The sequence below is a fragment of the Bacillus cereus group sp. BfR-BA-01355 genome, assembly GCF_022663675.1.
GTDB lineage: Bacteria > Bacillota > Bacilli > Bacillales > Bacillaceae_G > Bacillus_A > Bacillus_A thuringiensis_S.
Genome location: NZ_JAKUFY010000023.1, coordinates 20,202 through 36,299 on the forward strand (window position 1 = coordinate 20,202; position 16,098 = coordinate 36,299).

Consider the following 16,098-nt stretch of genomic DNA (forward strand, 5'->3'; position numbering starts at 1 on the left):
TCATCTCTATAGAACCATACCCTTTTTTTATGCTGATTTTTTCTGTTTAACGACTGGAACAGAACGGTTTAAAATACTATTTGCAACCATTCCTAACATAATAATAATCATTCCAATGAGGGAAAGTCCTCCAGGGAATGAACCATTTAAGAAAATGATTTCGCCAAGCACGGTAAATACCATCGTTCCAGCTTGTGTTGCTTCAACTGCCCCGAGTAAGGCGAGGTTATCTTTTGCTAAGTCAGTAGCAAAGAAAAATGTCATCGTTGCAATAACGCCGGAACATAATGCTAATAAAAGCCCTTGAAGCATTTGGCTGGATGTTGGAATGCCAGTAGTAGAAAATCCATATACACCAAGCAAAATTGTTATAGGAAGACTTCCAATAGCCATTCCTAATACACGTTGGAACGTATCAAGGCGTCCGCCAACAAGTTCCATCATTTTTCGGTTACCGAACGGATATAAGAAAGCGGCTAATACGACAGGTAAAAAACCTGAAATGAACTGAGTCATTGTAATATGGCCTGCTGCAGTTGCTTGCATACAAATTACACCAAGTAAAATAAATAATGCAACATATAAGCTACGAAGTGGAATTTTTCCACGTACAAGTTTCGTACCTGATTTTGTTTCTATTTTCACGAAAAATAGTGGTGATAGTAGTAAACCAGCTAAAATCGTAACTTGCCAAGTTCCAGCAACGAGCCAAGCTGGAGAAAAGACAGCTGCGAAACTTAATAAAGAATAAAAACCAATACCTGCAACGGAACCCCATCCGATCCATGCTAATGGATGTTTTTTTAATTCTTCCCATAATCCCCTAAAGTTTTTGCGAAATAAAACGATAAGGAATAAAATAGGAAGAGCAAATAAAAAACGGAAGGAAGCTGTCCAAGCCCAGCTCGTTCCAGATACATTCATTGCTCTATTAATAATAAAGGTTGCAGAAAAAAAGGCAGATGATAAAAGACCTAATAAAATTGCGCGCATAAAGTATAGCACTCCTTTCGAAAATAAATAATTATGTATAGTATGATATACTTTAATTAAATAAAAGTAAACTATTTTATACTTTAAGGTGGTTTTATATATGAAAGAAAATGAAGATATACAAACGAAAGAAGTCATTCAACAAGTTGGACAGTTATTGAGACAAATTCGAAATGAACAGAAATTAAGTTTAGAAGAATTAGCTCATAAAACAGGAGTAAGTAAATTAACATTAGGAAAAATTGAAAGAGGGGAAACAAATCCGACGCTAGCTGTCATTTGGAAAATAACGAAAGGGTTATCAATTCCTTTATCCAGATTGATGGTTGTTGGAGAACCTGTAGCTGTTGCGCGCTGTGGAGAAGGATTTGCAGTAGATGAAGGACAAGCGTGGCATTTAGAAACGATGTTCCGTTATACGAAAGAAACAGGGATGGAAATGCACCGTGCTTGTTTACGATCAAATAGTATATATGAACCAGAAGCTCATCATGAAGGTGCGATTGAGCTTGTAACGATAATGAAAGGGAAAGTGTCTATTCAAGTGGAGAATGATGTATACGAATTAAATGAGTTTGATTCCATCCAATTTGAAGCGAATAAGAAGCATGTTTATAAAAATGAAGAAGAAGAAGTGGCGGTATTACATTTAACGATGAAATATTCTTCATGAAAAAATCACCTATAGAATTCTATAGGTGATTTGCTCTTCTTAAGTATATGAAATGATACCATTAGTACGAACGTGGCATAAGTAATAAACAAATGAAATAAACTAAAAATCCTGTCCCAAAACATAAAACAGCAATAACCCAAATGATACGAATAAGAGTAGAGCTAATATCAAAATATTCTCCTAAACCACCACATATACCAAATAGCATTTTATCAGTTTCGGATTTACATAACTTTTTTGACATATTCCAATCAACTCCTTTTTATATCAAACTGCATACTTTTATTCTATATGGAAATTTATGAGAAGACTATGGGGTTGTATTACATTTTTTTTTGAGAGACGATCATATTAATTGTCTTAATTTTCAGTGGATATTAAACTTGTAGTTATGAGGTGATTTTTAATAAAGGGTGGGGAAATAGGGATGACAGTATATTGGTTGACTAATGTAATGCTTGAATCAAGGTATACATATGAAGAAGAGAGAATTTCGCGAACAGAAACAGAATTATGTAGTTTACTCATTGAAGATGGACGAATTAAAAAAATTATAGAAGGGGTTGTTCAAGAAGAAGATATAGTAATGCTTGATGCTAAGCACTTATTGATGTTGCCAGCTTTCGAAGAGATGCACATTCACATTGATAAAACATATTATAGTGGCCCCTGGAAAGCTTGTAAGCCAGCAGAAAGTATTTTTACACGTTTTAATGAAGAAGAAAAAATTTTACTAAAGCAATTAGCAACTGCTCAAGATAGAGCGGAAAATATGCTAGAGTTACTACTGCGAAATGGTGCAACGAATATTAGAACGCATTGTAATGTTGATCCGATTATTGGACTTGGTAATTTGGAGGCGACGTTAGCGGCATTAGAAACATATAAAAATCGAGTGTCTAGTAGAATTGTTGCGTTTCCGCAACATGGATTATTGCGCAGTAATTCTGTGCAACTCGTGAAAGATGCGATGCGTATGGGTGCTCATCTAGTCGGAGGAGTAGATCCAGCTACAGTGGATAATGATATTGAAAAATCATTACATACAATTATGGATATCGCAGTAGAATTTAATGCGGATGTTGATATTCATTTACACGATGAGAATAATCTTGGAACGTTTACGATGAAGAGATTGGCAAGTTTAACAGAAGAAGCAGGGTGGCGAGGGCGTGTAACAATTAGTCATGCACTTGGACTTGGTGGTGTTACTGATAAAGAGGCTGAAGAAGTGGCAGAAAGACTCGCAGCTGTAAATATTGATATTACTTCAACAGTACCAATTGGTAAACAAGTAATTCCAATTCCGTTATTAGATAAAAAAGGTGTTAAAGTTTCATTAGGAAATGATAGCATTACAGATCATTGGTCACCGTTTGGAACAGGTGATATGCTTCAAAAGGCAAATCGATTAGCAGAGCGTTTTGGATGGAGTGACGAAAGGTCTTTAGGAAAAGCAATTCGCTTTATTACGGGAGGAAAAGAAACGTTAAATAATGAAGGGAAGCGGGTATGGCCGAATGTAGGGGATGAAGCGAGCTTTGTTTTGACAAATGCGACATGCACTGCTGAAGCGGTAGCACGCCAAACAGAAAAAAGTTTAGTTGTGTATAAAGGAAATATTGTTGTTGGAAGCTTAAATGAGCTGGAATTAAATAATCTTGTGTAGAAGAATCGTTTAAATACCTTGGGGAGGGTTCTAATTGTGAATATAGAACTCTTCTTTTTTATTCTTACAATATATTTTTTATAGGAAAGCTAGAAGGGATGGACATTTTGGACAATCAACATAACCAAAATCATATTATGGGAACTTTGCAATGGTTTATATTTCTATTAGCAAATTCAATCGCACTACCAATTGTCGTTGGTGGATTATTTCATCTTACGACGGAAGAAATATTTTATTTAATGCAGCGTACGTTTTTTGTAGTTGGTATATCTTCTTTCTTACAAGGATGGATTGGGCATAGACTTCCAATTGCGGATGGACCAGCTGGATCTTGGGTTGGTGTATTTACAGTACTTGCTTATGCAACTGCCGGACAAGATCAATTGCATAGTACACTGCAAATTTTAGAGTTAGGAATGATAATCTCCGGTGTTATTTTAATAGGATTAGGAGTAACTGGTTTTATAGGACGTATTTTATTTTTATTTACGCCAGTTGTGACAGGGACGTTTTTACTTTTATTATGTTTACAATTAAGTGGTGTATTTTTAAAAGGAATGCTAGGAATTACAGCTACTATTTCTCAAATCGATGGATTTACAGCGATAATTGCGTTTAGTATATTTTTGTTCGTTATTATACTGTCTAATTTTGGAAGAGGTTTTATCAAAAGTTATGCAGTTTTAATAGGATTAATTAGCGGGTGGATTATTTTTCTCATTGCAGGAAAAGTGACGGTTCCATCTCAAGTAACTCATTTTGTACAACTTCCACAAATGTTTGCTTGGGGACTTCCAAAATGGAATACTGGTATGGCAGTATCCAGTTTCGTTATGGTATGTATTTTAGTTTCAAATACAGTGGCAGCTATTATAGCGATTAATCAAGCTACCATTCATAAAGCAACTATTGAACAAAAACAGTTGAAGGATGGTACGTGGGTTGGAGGGATTTCGCATATCATTTCCTCCGTATTTTCAACTGTAGGTATCGTTCCGTTACCAGCAACGGCAGGATTTATACGCTTAACAAAACAAAAATATATACGATCGTTCTTAATGGCATGTGCGTTACTAGTCGTAATGTCTCTTTTTCCAAGTATTATTCGTTACTTAGCATCTTTACCATCGGCTGTCGCATCGGCTGTTTTAATGGCTTCGTTCGTACAATTAATTGGAATTGGATTTAATAATATAAAACAAGTGCCGATGAGTGAAAGGAATGTAACGATTTTAGGAGTGGCAGTATTATTTGGAAGTGGCGTTATGTTTTTACCGTCTGGAGCACTCCAATCCTTGCCGTCTGTTATGCAATATATATTCGGTAATGGTTTATTTGTAGGTACGGTTGTAAGTATATTGCTAGAACAAATATGGCGCGTTGGAAAGTAAGTGGATAAAAAGAGTGTACGCAATGTATAAAAGTCTAAAATAACATGGGAAATAAAGCCCATTTTTATTCACCACCTGCACATTTCGTTCATACAATATCTTGACTAAATAAACACCCAACTTACACATACACAGCTCTGGCTTAAGCAAGGAGGGTTATACCAGTTGAAGGAAAAAGCGTATCAATCTAAACCTTTACTCACAAAGAGAGAAAGAGAAGTATTTGAATTACTGGTTCAAGATAAAACAACGAAGGAAATTGCAGGTGAACTTTTTATAAGTGAAAAGACAGTTCGTAACCACATCTCAAACGCAATGCAAAAGCTAGGGGTTAAAGGACGTTCACAAGCAGTTGTTGAGCTTCTTCGTATGGGAGAGCTCGAACTATAAGAAAGCAGCCGACTTTTATATAAAGAGTCGGCTATTTTTCTGTTTGTTTCACTTGCTATATGAATGATAAGAAGATTACATACATAAATAGGTAATAAGGAGGGGATATGTTGAAAAGGATACTGTTAGTTTCAACAAGTGCTCATGATATGAATGGACACCCGACTGGTTTGTGGCTTGAAGAGCTTGCAGCTCCTTATCATTTATTTAAAAAGGCTAAGTTTGATGTTGATATTGTGTCGATAAAAGGCGGAAGAGTACCTATAGATAGAGTGTCTATTCCGAATGGTATACCTCGCGAATTCAAGCACGTTGCGTCTTTATTGCAAAATACGAGACCGATTTCAAAGGTTCATTTTTCGGACTATGATGCGGTTTTATTTGGTGGTGGGCACGGGGCGATTGTAGATTTTCCAGGTAATCCATATGTAGCAAATTTGATTGAGAATATGTATAACAATAACCGGATTGTAGCGGCTGTTTGTCACGGAGTAAGCTCCTTAGTCGGTGTGAAAAATAAGGATGGCTCGTTTTTTGTTGCCGGTAAGCGTATAACGGGTTATACAAACGATGAAGAAAAAGCTGTACATTTAGAAAAGCGCGTTCCGTTTTTGTTAGAAAGTAAGTTGAAAGAAGAAGGAGCTTTGTTTTATATAGCCCCCAATTTTACGTCACATGTGGTAGTAGATGGACATTTAATTACAGGACAAAACCCGCAGTCTAGTGTGGAAATGGGTAAGGCTATAAAAAGGGCTGTAAATAAATTATAGAAAAGGTGCTCGCTACTCATAAAGGTAGCGGGCATTTTTTCTATAGTGTAAATGAACCCTTAAACTAAAAAGATGTATTGAGTATAGTGACTTCATTTATAATTAATCGTGAATTTGCTATACTATTTTGTATGGACAAAAGGGGAGGCTCTTTTAAATGAGAAAAGTCGCATGTGCAAATACTTATATTAATAAAATCAAGCCCGTTATTAGAAAGGCGAGTTTTAGCCAATTGAAAATAGATGAAATTGCGAAATATATGGATATTAGTAAAGCTACTTTATATAAACGTTTTTCTTCGAAAGATGAAATTATTGAGGCGGTAGTAGAGGATTTCATGAACTATCTACTCGAAGGTGATGCGGATAATCAAGATGAAAGTATGTCATTTACAGAACGGTTCCAAAAGACATTTATCCATTCTTTAAAATGTGTGACATATATTTCGGATGTTTTTTTGCAAGATTTGAAAGAAGCATATCCGCATTTGTCGGATCAATTAGTCGCTGCACAACAAAATCGTAATCATAATTTGCAAATGTTTTTTGAAGCGGGTATGGAACAAGGCTACTTTAATAAGATGAACGCACAATTATTTATGGTGCAAGATGATGTGATGTTAAGACGTATTATAGATCATTCTTTTTGTATTCAGTACGATATTACGTTAAAGAAAGCGATACTTGATTTTTATCAATTGAAGAAGTATCAACTTTTTAAACCAGAGTATATAGATGCAATTGATGATTCGGAAATTGAAAAAGAAGTTATTGCTATTTTGCAAATGATTTCGTAAAAAAGCAGATCTCCCTTAATAGAGGGAAATCTGCTTTTTTAGTACATATTATTTTTGTAACTGTTTTAATACTAATTCGGCTACTGGACCACCTGAAGCTGGGTTTTGACCAGTGATAACACGATTATCTTCTAAAGCATAAGCTTCCCACGGTTGCGCGGCTTTTTCGTAAAGTCCTCCATTTTTAATGAGTTCATCTTCTGTTAAAAATGGAACGAATTGATCTAATTCAGCTAATTTTTCTTCTTCATTTGAAAAGCCTGTTACCTTCTTACCACTAATTAAACGATCCCCATTACTTAATGTAATATGAAATAAACCAGCAGCTCCATGACAAACGGAAGAAACAATTCCGCCGTTTTCATAAATGTTGCGGCAAATATTTTGAAGTTGTTTATTTTCTGGGAAGTCCCAAATAACCCCGTGACCACCTGCGTAATAAATAACAGCGTAGTCTTCTGGATTCACTTCACTCGGTTTCATTGTAGAACCGAGGCGATTCATAAACTCTTTCTTTTGATACCATTCCCAATCGACGCTCTCCGCCATTGCTAAACTATGTGGATCAATTGGTGTATAACCGCCTTGTGGGCTGACATAATCGACTTCGTAACCCGCTTCTTCTACTTTTTTTACGAAATGTACAGCTTCACCAAGCCAAAGTCCGGTAGCCCTATTTAAATTTGGATATTTTTCTACACTTGTTAATACAACTAACATTTTTTTCTTCATCATAATCCTCCTATAATGTCTCTTCTATATAAAAGTTCTGTATTCGTTTCGTCTTATTAAGTTAAAAAATGCAAATTTGAATAATCATGCCAGTCCTTCTCATATCGGGTTCGAAATTAGTGTATAATAAATTTCGAACAAAGTAAACTAAAAAGGCTAAATTAGTTTAGTTTGTATATTTTTCGTTGACAAACTGTAATGCTGAAACTATGATAGTTCCATGAATATCGAACAACATTCTTGTTTCGTGTCGAATTCAATTTACCCCGCTATTTTCCGGGCAGTAAGACCCCCACCTCAAAATTCAGCGGAAGCAAAGAAGTTAGGTGGGGGATCAACTGCCCGTAAAAGTCCGATTGATGAGGGCTGGTTAAAGTTTCACTTTATCGCGCGATAAGGTAGTACCTTTTATACATTTAATGAAGTTGTTTAGTGGTGATACAACATTTAAATAACTTCATTTTTCATCTATAGTTTGACAATTTTAAAATTGCAATCAGGAGAGTGTTACACATGGGGAAAGATATAAGTAACCATTCGAAATGGTTTGTTTTTACATTATGTTTTATTGTTTTGTTAGGACCGATGAACGCTGTGTTATTTAATGTAGCGCTAGAGGATATTGCCAATGATTTATCAATTAGTCAATCGAAAGTAAGTTGGGTTGTAGTGGGGTATTCTTTAGTTGTCGGTATTGGTTCGATGATATATGGAAAACTGGCTGATCGTTACAGTGTAAAAAGGCTATTAATTATTTCTATTATCATATTTGTAGCTGGTTCTATTGTTGGGTTTGTGAATCAATCTTATGAGATTATCATTTTCGCAAGGTTAGTGCAGGCGAGCGGGGGAGCAGCGTTTATTGCGCTCAGTATGATTGCGGTGGCAAAATTAGTTGCTCCAGCTAAAAAACCGGGTGCGTTAGCAATGATTAGTTCTTCTATTGCATTAGCGGTTGGTATTGGACCTTTAGTTGGTGGGGCAATTACAAATACGTTAGGGTGGCCGTATTTATTTTTATTTATGGTTATTTCAATGATTGGTATTTTCTTGCTCGTAAAATTTATGCCAGAAGAGGCGCAACATACCGATGAAGTGTTTCGCTTTGATTTCATTGGAGCAGTTTTATTATTTGTATTGATTACGACCATTTTATTAGGAGTGAATATTAATAGTTGGCTTTTTGTGTTATCTGTTGCTTTCCTATTTTTATTCAGGGCTCATATGAAGAGAACAGAGTCGCCGTTTATTGATATTGAGTTGTTTACAAATAAACCATTACTTCGTTTAATAGCGGTCGGATTTATCATTAATGTGGCGTTATGTGCTAGTTTATTATTATTACCATTACTGTTAGGAAGAGGACACGGATTGTCTCCATTCGTTATTGGAATTGTATTGTTTGTTGCATCTCTCTTTGGTATTGTATCTAGTGTTATTACCGGAAAGATTATTCCTTCGTTTGGGAATGTGAGGATGATGTATGTAGCGTCTGTAGTTATGATCATGGGCTTTTTAATTTTAGGGATTATTCCGAATGGGAACTTACTCTTTATTTTATTTGCGGTTATTTTAACATTTATGAGTTATTCGGCAATTCAAGTATCATTAAACACATTTATACCCAAAACATTAAATCCAGCTAAAGTTGGAGTTGGTCTTGGTTTATATAATTTAATTAACTTTTTCGGTATGGCATTTGGACCAGCTGTAGCGAGCAAAATTATGGAATCTACAAATAGTTATCGATTGAATTTTATTTTGCTCGTCATTTTAATTTCTGCTCATTTCTTCTTATTAATGGGAATGTCTTCTTTTCAAAAAAAGATGGAGCAATGAGTATGCACCTTATATAGAAGAAACCGACTTTCTTATAGAAGGTCGGTTATTTTTCTGTCTTGCAAATTACGAAAAAAAGGAGCAAAATAAAAAAGGTCCTAGTCTATACATGGGTAAATGAAAATTTTCATACAGAAGCATTTGAAGTGAGCGAACTTAAAGTGTGTAAAATATAATGATAAACATAAAAGATGATGAATGAGAAAACGGGTGATGAAGTTGAATAGAGCAATCGGTGTTATCGATTCAGGAGTTGGCGGTTTAACAGTAGCGAAGGAATTAATTCGTCAGTTGCCGAAAGAGCGTATCATATATTTAGGAGATACAGCACGTTGTCCTTATGGTCCACGTTCTCGAGAAGAAGTGCGTCAATTTACGTGGGAAATGACGGAGCATTTACTAGATTTAAATATTAAAATGTTAGTTATTGCGTGTAATACAGCAACTGCAGTTGTATTAGAAGAGATGCAAAAACAATTACCAATTCCAGTAGTAGGAGTTATTCACCCAGGATCACGTACAGCTTTAAAAGTGACAAACACGTATCATGTTGGGATTATTGGAACGATTGGAACCGTGAAAAGTGGTGCATACGAAGAGGCGTTAAAGTCTATTAATAACCGTGTTATGGTAGAAAGTTTAGCTTGTCCACCTTTCGTTGAACTTGTAGAGAGTGGGAATTTCGAAAGTGAAATGGCGTACGAAGTTGTAAGAGAAACGCTGCAACCACTGAAAAGTACCGATATTGATACCCTTATATTAGGGTGTACACATTATCCGATTTTAGGACCTGTTATTAAAAAAGTAATGGGAGATAAAGTACAACTAATTAGTTCTGGTGATGAAACAGCACGTGAAGTAAGTACAATCTTATATCATAGTAAAATGTTGAATGAAGGAGAAGAACAAAGTGATCATCTCTTCTTAACAACAGGAAAAATAGGCTTGTTTAAAGAAATTGCATCAAAATGGTTCGGTCAACCGATTGAAAATGTGAAGCATATTCATTTAGAAAAAGAATAATAGTAGAATTCATATAAGTAAGCTCCTGAGAAATCAGGAGTTTTTGTTTATCCCGCTATTTTCCGGGCAGTAAGACCCCCACCTCAAAATTCAGCGGAAGAAAAGAAGTTATGTGGGGGATGAGCAAAACTCCCACTGATTAAAGTTTCACTATATAAGAGGCACAGCTTGTTCTAAAATGTGAAACGGCTCGTATACATAATAGTACAAACTTAGATTTTAGGGGGGAATGGCATGCCTAAATCCACTTTTAAATGGGTTGTTGGTGCTACTGTGAGCGCTGTTTTACTAACAGGGTGTGGCTTTATAAATCAGGAGAAAGCAACTGAACAAATTGATCCGCCAAAACAAGTTACGTATACAGAGGGTGGGAAGAAAGAAGTAGCTAAAAAAGATAAGCAAGGGCAAATGGTAAATAGAGAACTATACCTTGTTGATAAAAATGGTTATGTTGTACCACAAACATTAGCTATACCTACTCCGAAAGCAAATGAGACTGTGAAGCAAACGTTAGAATACCTTGTGAAAGATGGACCAGTAACGAATTTATTACCGAATGGGTTTCGTGCAGTCATTCCGGCGAATACAACGATGACCTTAGATTTGAAAAAGGACGGGACGGCAGTTATTGATTTCTCTAAAGAAATGAAAAACTATGCGAAAGAAGAAGAGCGGCAAATCGTTGAATCTATAGCGTGGACGTTGACGCAATTTACAGAGATAAAACAAGTGCAGTTCCAAATAAATGGTGAGAAATTGGCAAAGATGCCTGTTGGTGGTACACCGCTTGGTGAAGGAGTGAGTCGTGCAAATGGTATTAACTTCGATGATGAACAAGTAGCAGATGTAACAAATACAAAACCAGTCACACTGTATTTTATGGCGCAAAATAATAATAAACAGCAATATTACGTACCAGTAACGCGCCGCGTTGCTGAAGGAAAAGAAAATGATTATGCAGCAATTATAGATGAGCTTGTAAAAGGTCCGATTCATCAATCGCTCCTGAATGATTTTAATCCAGGCGTTAAGCTTATTACGAATCCGAAATTACAAGACGGAAATCTTACATTAAACTTTAATGAAAATATATTTGTAAACCCAGATAAAAATATGATTTCAAATTACGTATTGAAGTCGTTAGTTTTATCTTTAACAGAAAAGAAAGGTGTGAAAAATGTTTCTATTGAAGTGAATGGAAAAGCGAATCTTATAGATGAAAAGGGCGGAAAGTTAATAAAACCTGTAGATCGTCCAGAAAACGTGAATACAGGTAGTTTTTAATCTTGAATAATTTGATATACTTAAGTAAGAAAGGAGAATTGCTTTTTGGGTTCTCCTTCTTTTATTGTATACATATCATACATTTAAAATTGGCTATACTAACGAGTAGTAATTAAGAGGAGGTTATTTTTATGCGAGTAGATGGTAGAGAGAAAACAGAATTACGCCATATACATATTCATACGAATTATTTAAAACATCCAGAGGGATCTGTATTAATTGAAGTTGGGGATACAAAGGTGATTTGCTCAGCGACAATTGAAGAGCGTGTACCACCGTTTATGCGTGGAGAAGGAAAGGGCTGGGTAACAGCTGAATACGCGATGATTCCGCGTGCAACAGAACAACGTACAATTAGAGAGTCAAGCAAAGGGAAAGTAACAGGACGTACAATGGAAATTCAGCGTCTAATTGGACGAGCATTACGTGCGGTAGTTGATTTAGAAGCGCTTGGCGAGAGAACAGTTTGGATTGACTGTGATGTTATCCAAGCAGATGGTGGAACGAGAACAGCGTCTATTACAGGTGCATATGTAGCGATGGTACTAGCTTTTGAGAAGTTATTACAAGCAGAAAAAGTATCTAAAATTCCAGTAAAAGATTATTTAGCAGCAACGTCAGTAGGGATTGTTGAAGAGCAAGGTGTTGTTTTAGATTTAAACTATGCAGAAGATTCTAAAGCAGACGTTGATATGAACGTGATTATGACTGGAAAAGGCCAATTTGTTGAAGTGCAAGGAACTGGAGAAGAAGCGACGTTTAGTAGAGCGCAGTTAAATGAACTACTTGATGCTGCGGAAAAAGGCATTTTCCAACTGATTGATATGCAAAAAGAAGCTTTAGGCGACATCGTATCTCATATAGAGTAGAGGTGGAAAGTATGAAACAAGTTGTTGTAGCGACAAAAAATATGGGTAAAGTACGTGAGTTTGCTGAGTTATTTGAGCGATTTGATTTAGAAGTAAAATCATTACACGATTTTCCTCATATTGAAGAAGTTGAAGAAACAGGTGAAACATTTGAAGAAAATGCGATCTTAAAAGCGGATAGTTTGAGTAGACAGCTGAATTCGATCGTAATTGCGGATGATTCGGGTCTTATTGTAGATGCTTTAAACGGAAAACCAGGAGTGTATTCAGCGCGTTTTGCTGGTGAACCGAAAAATGATCAAGCAAATATCGATAAAGTGTTACAAGAATTAAATGGCATTGACTTTGAAAAGCGTAAAGCACGTTTCTATTGTGCATTAGCAGTTGCTTTCCCTGAAGGTGATAAAAAGCCTGTCATTGTAAATGGGACATGTGAAGGATTTATTTTAGAACAACGCCGCGGGGAAAATGGTTTTGGATACGATCCGATCTTTTATGTGGAAGAATACAAAAAAGCAATGGCGGAATTAAGTTCAGATGAGAAAAATGCTATTAGCCACCGTGGTCGTGCTCTTCGTAAGTTAGAAGAAAAAATCCCGGAATGGTTTTTAGGAGAATAAGGGAGAGAGTATGATGAAAGCTTTAATCGTAAGCGATAGTCATAGCTCTGTGAAGGAATTACAGCAGTTGAAAGAGAAATATGAAGGGAAAGTAGATATCATGATTCATTGCGGTGATTCAGAGCTAACGCCTGCTCATGAAGAAATGCAAGGTTTCCGTGTTGTAAAAGGAAACTGTGATTATGCTAACTTTCAAGATGAAATTGTAACTGATGTAAATGGAATTCGCTTCTTAGTTGTGCATGGACATCGCCATAATGTGAAAATGACATTACAAACGCTAGCGTACCATGCGGAAGAAGTAGGAGCGCAAGTTGCATGCTTCGGACATTCTCACGTATTAGGTGCGGAATTAATCGACGGCGTTTTATTTATTAATCCAGGCAGTATTTTATTACCACGTCAGCGTGTAGAAAAGACATTTGCTGTATTAGAAATGGATGAAAATCAAATGGAAGTTCGTTTTGAAACATTAGACGGACAACTAGTTGAACAAGCAGTTTTTAAAAGAGGATAATAAAATTTATCCTCTTTTAAAAAAGGTGTTGACTTTATGTATGGTTATACATATAATAAATATTGTCGATAGGGCAACGGCGCTAACGAAGAAAAGAAAATAACATATGCGGGTGTAGTTTAGTGGTAAAACAAGAGCCTTCCAAGCTCTGGTCGAGAGTTCGATTCTCTTCACCCGCTCCATGTCCCAGTAGCTCAGCCGGATAGAGCATACGCCTTCTAAGCGTACGGTCGGGAGTTCGAATCTCTCCTGGGACGCTAACAAAAACCTTGTTATCTTTTGATAACAAGGTTTTTGTTTGTCTAAAAATTGATGTTTGGGTTATAAGTGTAGTTCATTCTTAATATCTGCGACCTTTCCTTCGATATTAAGCAGTTGCATATGTACTTCTTTTCTTAAATAAAAAGAGCGCCGTTTATCCCGCTATTTGCCGGGCAGTAAGACCCCCACCTCAAAATTCAGCGGAAGCAAAGAAGTTAGGTGGGGTCGGGCTGTCCGTAAAAGTCCGATTGGTGAGGGTTGATTAAAGTTACACTTTATGCGCCCTGTTCCTCATATTTAATTTAAAGAATCAATAGGCTTATGGTAGAACTCAAATCCATATCCAGATTCTCCTAATTGTTCACTTGCAATGTTATAAAAGTTTTTACCATTCTAGTGTGATTGAGTAGCCGTTATCGGAACTTATCCCTGATAGTGTGTTACAATTAATAGAAGCGGAAAACGAGAATCTCCAATTGACTGGACGTGTGATTAGTTGGACAGTTTAAGAAGGTTGTATAAAAAGGGAGATGGCGCAAAGATGGCGAGAACAAAAGAGAATGATTTAACGGAGAAATTGGCAGAAGGTCAACGGAAATATGGTGACGGCAACTTTACAGTACAGAACATCGGTGATGAAACTAACCCGAATTGGACTGTCGTAAAAAATGTGAGGAAGGGATCGGCAGGCATTCGCGAAGGAGAAGATATATTAAGACTGCGATCAAAATATATAAAATAGTACGGAATGGGCGGAGCGGGAGTTCGAATCTCTCCTGGGACGCTAAAAAAACCTTGTTATCTTTTGATAACAAGGTTTTTTGTTTTAAATTAGTTATTAATAAACTTCTCAAATACAAAACCATAATCTTTCACATTGTATTGTTTCTTCGTATCAACAAGCCAGTTAAAGGCAATCTCGTTCATCTCTTTAAATTGCTCTGCTAAGTTTACTTGTGCGTTTGAAATACGGCTGAAAGCATTAGATGCCATATCTAAACTTTTATGTGCATATTGTAATGTAATGTCGTTGTCGTATGAAATTTCTTCAATTTTAAGTAAAGCCTTATATAAATCTTTTAATTCTTCAATATGTTTTTTATGAACATCAATTGAGTAATGCTCATCTCCCATTTGAAACTTAATTTCTATATCTAAATCAATCGTTCCTGCAGTTTCAAGTGCTACGTTTTTAATTTGATATTTACTATAGCTATAGCGGCGCAGTGTGCGTTTTTTACTTGTTGCGCTTGTACCATCTAGGTGGAGTAATCCTTTGTTTGTGAAGCAATATTCATCTGATTTGGATTTAATTAGAAAATAAATTTTCTCTCCATCTTCGTGCATCACGTAATCATCAGCATCAACTTTATCGTAATCTTTCGGTGTAATGACAGAACCTACATCGCTTAACCCTAAAACATCAGCAGCTACTTTTTTGAACATATATAATCCCCCTTGTAAATTAAATTCTTAATTGTACAAAAATATATTAACATGATTTTCATTTTTTGTTTTCTTGTAATACGAAAATATCTGAAGGTAAGTTAAGAAAAGTAATGCATAATTATTTTGATCCTAAATTATTTAGTAAATCTATTAGTCTAAGAGTCGATTCGCCGAAAAGTAACCAAGAGAAAAAAGCTAATTTTGCAAGTGATTATAGAGAAATTTCGTGAAAGCACCTCAAGCGATATGAGGTGTTTTTCAATCCCTTTTTGAAATCTTACAATTCTGTAAGGTAACTGTAAGGTAGTTCGATGGTAAGAAATTGCTAATCTTTTATAATGAAGATAACAACGATAAAACGAGGAGGAAGAAATGATGAAAGGGTTAGTTGTAACGGGCTTAACGGTTGCTTTTGGATTTGTAGCGTATGAGAAATTAACGTATGTAGTCGATGTTGTGAAACATTTGATTGCTTAGAGAAAACAGCTATGAGAGGGAAAGGGAATGAGTGAATGAATGGAATGGTTATTTGGAATTATAGGTACTTGTAGTGTAGTGTTATTGTTCTTTGTCCCAAGTGGTATACTTAGTTCGACAACAAGTTTGTTCTTCTTAAGTTTGTTTGCTTGTACGATGCTTATTATTATGTTTTTAATGAAGCGAAGTAAACCAATCTTCTATTTTAGCATGATTTTTATGGCAATTATTGTTCTCCAAATTATTACCCTTGTAATATACCCCACAATTATAAAAGCTTTCCATTAATGATGAATCCTCTGCGCTTGTTGCTGGGGATTTTTATTTGTACAATTTTAA

Annotated in this window: 18 protein-coding genes and 2 tRNA genes; 16 read left to right on the plus strand and 4 right to left on the minus strand. The window is 35.8% G+C overall.

The window, feature by feature from the left end:
* Nucleotides 1–27: 27 nt before the first annotated feature.
* Entirely contained in the window at nt 28–993 is a 966-nt protein-coding gene (locus tag MR167_RS10375) for a DMT family transporter (RefSeq protein ID WP_001201632.1), read from the minus strand.
* 100 nt (nt 994–1,093) lie between these two features.
* On the opposite strand from MR167_RS10375, the gene MR167_RS10380 reads away from it, so the two are divergent.
* A complete protein-coding gene (locus MR167_RS10380; RefSeq protein ID WP_000661914.1) occupies nt 1,094–1,666 on the plus strand; it encodes a helix-turn-helix domain-containing protein in 573 nt (190 codons plus the stop codon).
* A gap of 61 nt (nt 1,667–1,727) precedes the next feature.
* On the opposite strand, the gene MR167_RS10385 is transcribed toward MR167_RS10380, so the two are convergent.
* Entirely contained in the window at nt 1,728–1,913 is a 186-nt protein-coding gene (locus tag MR167_RS10385; protein WP_000038411.1) for a PspC domain-containing protein, read from the minus strand.
* Between the two features lie 183 nt (nt 1,914–2,096).
* Here MR167_RS10385 and MR167_RS10390 point away from each other — a divergent pair, with 183 nt between their 5' ends.
* The 5 genes from MR167_RS10390 to MR167_RS10410 all read left to right on the plus strand — a co-directional run bounded on the left by MR167_RS10390 (nt 2,097) and on the right by MR167_RS10410 (nt 6,688).
* A complete protein-coding gene (locus MR167_RS10390) occupies nt 2,097–3,338 on the plus strand; it encodes an amidohydrolase family protein (protein WP_000219575.1) in 1,242 nt (413 codons plus the stop codon).
* Nucleotides 3,339–3,436: 98 nt separating this feature from the next.
* Nucleotides 3,437–4,732 (plus strand): purine/pyrimidine permease, encoded by a 1,296-nt coding sequence (locus tag MR167_RS10395; RefSeq protein WP_086397222.1) that lies wholly within the window; start codon nt 3,437–3,439, stop codon nt 4,730–4,732.
* Between the two features lie 165 nt (nt 4,733–4,897).
* Entirely contained in the window at nt 4,898–5,122 is a 225-nt protein-coding gene (gene gerE, locus MR167_RS10400; protein ID WP_000659484.1) for a spore germination transcription factor GerE, read from the plus strand.
* Nucleotides 5,123–5,229: 107 nt separating this feature from the next.
* Nucleotides 5,230–5,892: a type 1 glutamine amidotransferase domain-containing protein gene (locus tag MR167_RS10405; RefSeq protein ID WP_098829521.1), complete on the plus strand. Its 663-nt coding sequence runs from the start codon at nt 5,230–5,232 to the stop codon at nt 5,890–5,892.
* Between the two features lie 157 nt (nt 5,893–6,049).
* The gene (locus tag MR167_RS10410; protein ID WP_001233010.1) at nt 6,050–6,688 is read left to right on the plus strand and encodes a TetR/AcrR family transcriptional regulator; all 639 of its coding nucleotides are present in this window, start codon (nt 6,050–6,052) and stop codon (nt 6,686–6,688) included.
* Nucleotides 6,689–6,736: 48 nt separating this feature from the next.
* Here MR167_RS10410 and MR167_RS10415 read toward each other — a convergent pair whose 3' ends face one another.
* Nucleotides 6,737–7,420, minus strand: coding sequence for a type 1 glutamine amidotransferase domain-containing protein (locus tag MR167_RS10415; RefSeq protein ID WP_000728522.1), 684 nt, complete (start codon nt 7,418–7,420; stop codon nt 6,737–6,739).
* 513 nt (nt 7,421–7,933) lie between these two features.
* On the opposite strand from MR167_RS10415, the gene MR167_RS10420 reads away from it, so the two are divergent.
* The 9 genes from MR167_RS10420 to MR167_RS10460 all read left to right on the plus strand — a co-directional run bounded on the left by MR167_RS10420 (nt 7,934) and on the right by MR167_RS10460 (nt 14,575).
* Nucleotides 7,934–9,259 (plus strand): MFS transporter, encoded by a 1,326-nt coding sequence (locus MR167_RS10420; RefSeq protein WP_000513862.1) that lies wholly within the window; start codon nt 7,934–7,936, stop codon nt 9,257–9,259.
* A 213-nt stretch (nt 9,260–9,472) separates the two neighbouring features.
* On the plus strand, nt 9,473–10,282 hold the full coding sequence (gene racE, locus MR167_RS10425) for a glutamate racemase (RefSeq protein ID WP_000774005.1): 810 nt from the start codon (nt 9,473–9,475) through the stop codon (nt 10,280–10,282).
* A 234-nt stretch (nt 10,283–10,516) separates the two neighbouring features.
* On the plus strand, nt 10,517–11,566 hold the full coding sequence (gerM, locus tag MR167_RS10430) for a spore germination protein GerM (RefSeq protein ID WP_001126747.1): 1,050 nt from the start codon (nt 10,517–10,519) through the stop codon (nt 11,564–11,566).
* A gap of 131 nt (nt 11,567–11,697) precedes the next feature.
* On the plus strand, nt 11,698–12,435 hold the full coding sequence (gene rph / locus MR167_RS10435; RefSeq protein WP_001261763.1) for a ribonuclease PH: 738 nt from the start codon (nt 11,698–11,700) through the stop codon (nt 12,433–12,435).
* Between the two features lie 11 nt (nt 12,436–12,446).
* Nucleotides 12,447–13,055, plus strand: coding sequence for an XTP/dITP diphosphatase (locus MR167_RS10440; protein ID WP_000815946.1), 609 nt, complete (start codon nt 12,447–12,449; stop codon nt 13,053–13,055).
* Between the two features lie 13 nt (nt 13,056–13,068).
* Nucleotides 13,069–13,572, plus strand: a complete 504-nt coding sequence (locus MR167_RS10445) for a metallophosphoesterase (RefSeq protein WP_000645510.1) — start codon at nt 13,069–13,071, stop codon at nt 13,570–13,572.
* Between the two features lie 108 nt (nt 13,573–13,680).
* A tRNA-Gly gene (locus MR167_RS10450) sits at nt 13,681–13,754 on the plus strand.
* A gap of 1 nt (nt 13,755) precedes the next feature.
* Nucleotides 13,756–13,829 (plus strand) — tRNA-Arg (locus MR167_RS10455).
* A 545-nt stretch (nt 13,830–14,374) separates the two neighbouring features.
* Nucleotides 14,375–14,575: a hypothetical protein gene (locus tag MR167_RS10460; protein ID WP_000124591.1), complete on the plus strand. Its 201-nt coding sequence runs from the start codon at nt 14,375–14,377 to the stop codon at nt 14,573–14,575.
* Between the two features lie 89 nt (nt 14,576–14,664).
* Here MR167_RS10460 and MR167_RS10465 read toward each other — a convergent pair whose 3' ends face one another.
* Complete coding sequence (locus MR167_RS10465; protein WP_000475213.1) at nt 14,665–15,279, minus strand: PH domain-containing protein; 615 nt, start codon at nt 15,277–15,279, stop codon at nt 14,665–14,667.
* A gap of 519 nt (nt 15,280–15,798) precedes the next feature.
* Between MR167_RS10465 and MR167_RS10470 the strand changes: the two genes are divergently transcribed.
* The gene (locus MR167_RS10470) at nt 15,799–16,047 is read left to right on the plus strand and encodes a hypothetical protein (RefSeq protein WP_242314538.1); all 249 of its coding nucleotides are present in this window, start codon (nt 15,799–15,801) and stop codon (nt 16,045–16,047) included.
* The last annotated feature ends 51 nt before the right edge of the window (nt 16,048–16,098 follow it).

Excerpts from the sequence above, each read along its gene's own strand:
- MR167_RS10375 (WP_001201632.1), bottom strand. The coding sequence starts at position 993 with ATGCGCGCAATTTTATTAGGTCTTTTATCATCTGCCTTTTTTTCTGCA.
- MR167_RS10380 (WP_000661914.1), top strand. The coding sequence starts at position 1,094 with ATGAAAGAAAATGAAGATATACAAACGAAAGAAGTCATTCAACAAGTT.
- MR167_RS10385 (WP_000038411.1), bottom strand. The coding sequence starts at position 1,913 with ATGTCAAAAAAGTTATGTAAATCCGAAACTGATAAAATGCTATTTGGT.
- MR167_RS10390 (WP_000219575.1), top strand. The coding sequence starts at position 2,097 with ATGACAGTATATTGGTTGACTAATGTAATGCTTGAATCAAGGTATACA.
- MR167_RS10395 (WP_086397222.1), top strand. The coding sequence starts at position 3,437 with ATGGACATTTTGGACAATCAACATAACCAAAATCATATTATGGGAACT.
- MR167_RS10405 (WP_098829521.1), top strand. The coding sequence starts at position 5,230 with ATGTTGAAAAGGATACTGTTAGTTTCAACAAGTGCTCATGATATGAAT.
- MR167_RS10410 (WP_001233010.1), top strand. The coding sequence starts at position 6,050 with ATGAGAAAAGTCGCATGTGCAAATACTTATATTAATAAAATCAAGCCC.
- MR167_RS10415 (WP_000728522.1), bottom strand. The coding sequence starts at position 7,420 with ATGAAGAAAAAAATGTTAGTTGTATTAACAAGTGTAGAAAAATATCCA.
- MR167_RS10420 (WP_000513862.1), top strand. The coding sequence starts at position 7,934 with ATGGGGAAAGATATAAGTAACCATTCGAAATGGTTTGTTTTTACATTA.
- racE (WP_000774005.1), top strand. The coding sequence starts at position 9,473 with ATGAAGTTGAATAGAGCAATCGGTGTTATCGATTCAGGAGTTGGCGGT.
- gerM (WP_001126747.1), top strand. The coding sequence starts at position 10,517 with ATGCCTAAATCCACTTTTAAATGGGTTGTTGGTGCTACTGTGAGCGCT.
- rph (WP_001261763.1), top strand. The coding sequence starts at position 11,698 with ATGCGAGTAGATGGTAGAGAGAAAACAGAATTACGCCATATACATATT.
- MR167_RS10440 (WP_000815946.1), top strand. The coding sequence starts at position 12,447 with ATGAAACAAGTTGTTGTAGCGACAAAAAATATGGGTAAAGTACGTGAG.
- MR167_RS10445 (WP_000645510.1), top strand. The coding sequence starts at position 13,069 with ATGAAAGCTTTAATCGTAAGCGATAGTCATAGCTCTGTGAAGGAATTA.
- MR167_RS10460 (WP_000124591.1), top strand. The coding sequence starts at position 14,375 with ATGGCGAGAACAAAAGAGAATGATTTAACGGAGAAATTGGCAGAAGGT.
- MR167_RS10465 (WP_000475213.1), bottom strand. The coding sequence starts at position 15,279 with ATGTTCAAAAAAGTAGCTGCTGATGTTTTAGGGTTAAGCGATGTAGGT.
- MR167_RS10470 (WP_242314538.1), top strand. The coding sequence starts at position 15,799 with ATGGAATGGTTATTTGGAATTATAGGTACTTGTAGTGTAGTGTTATTG.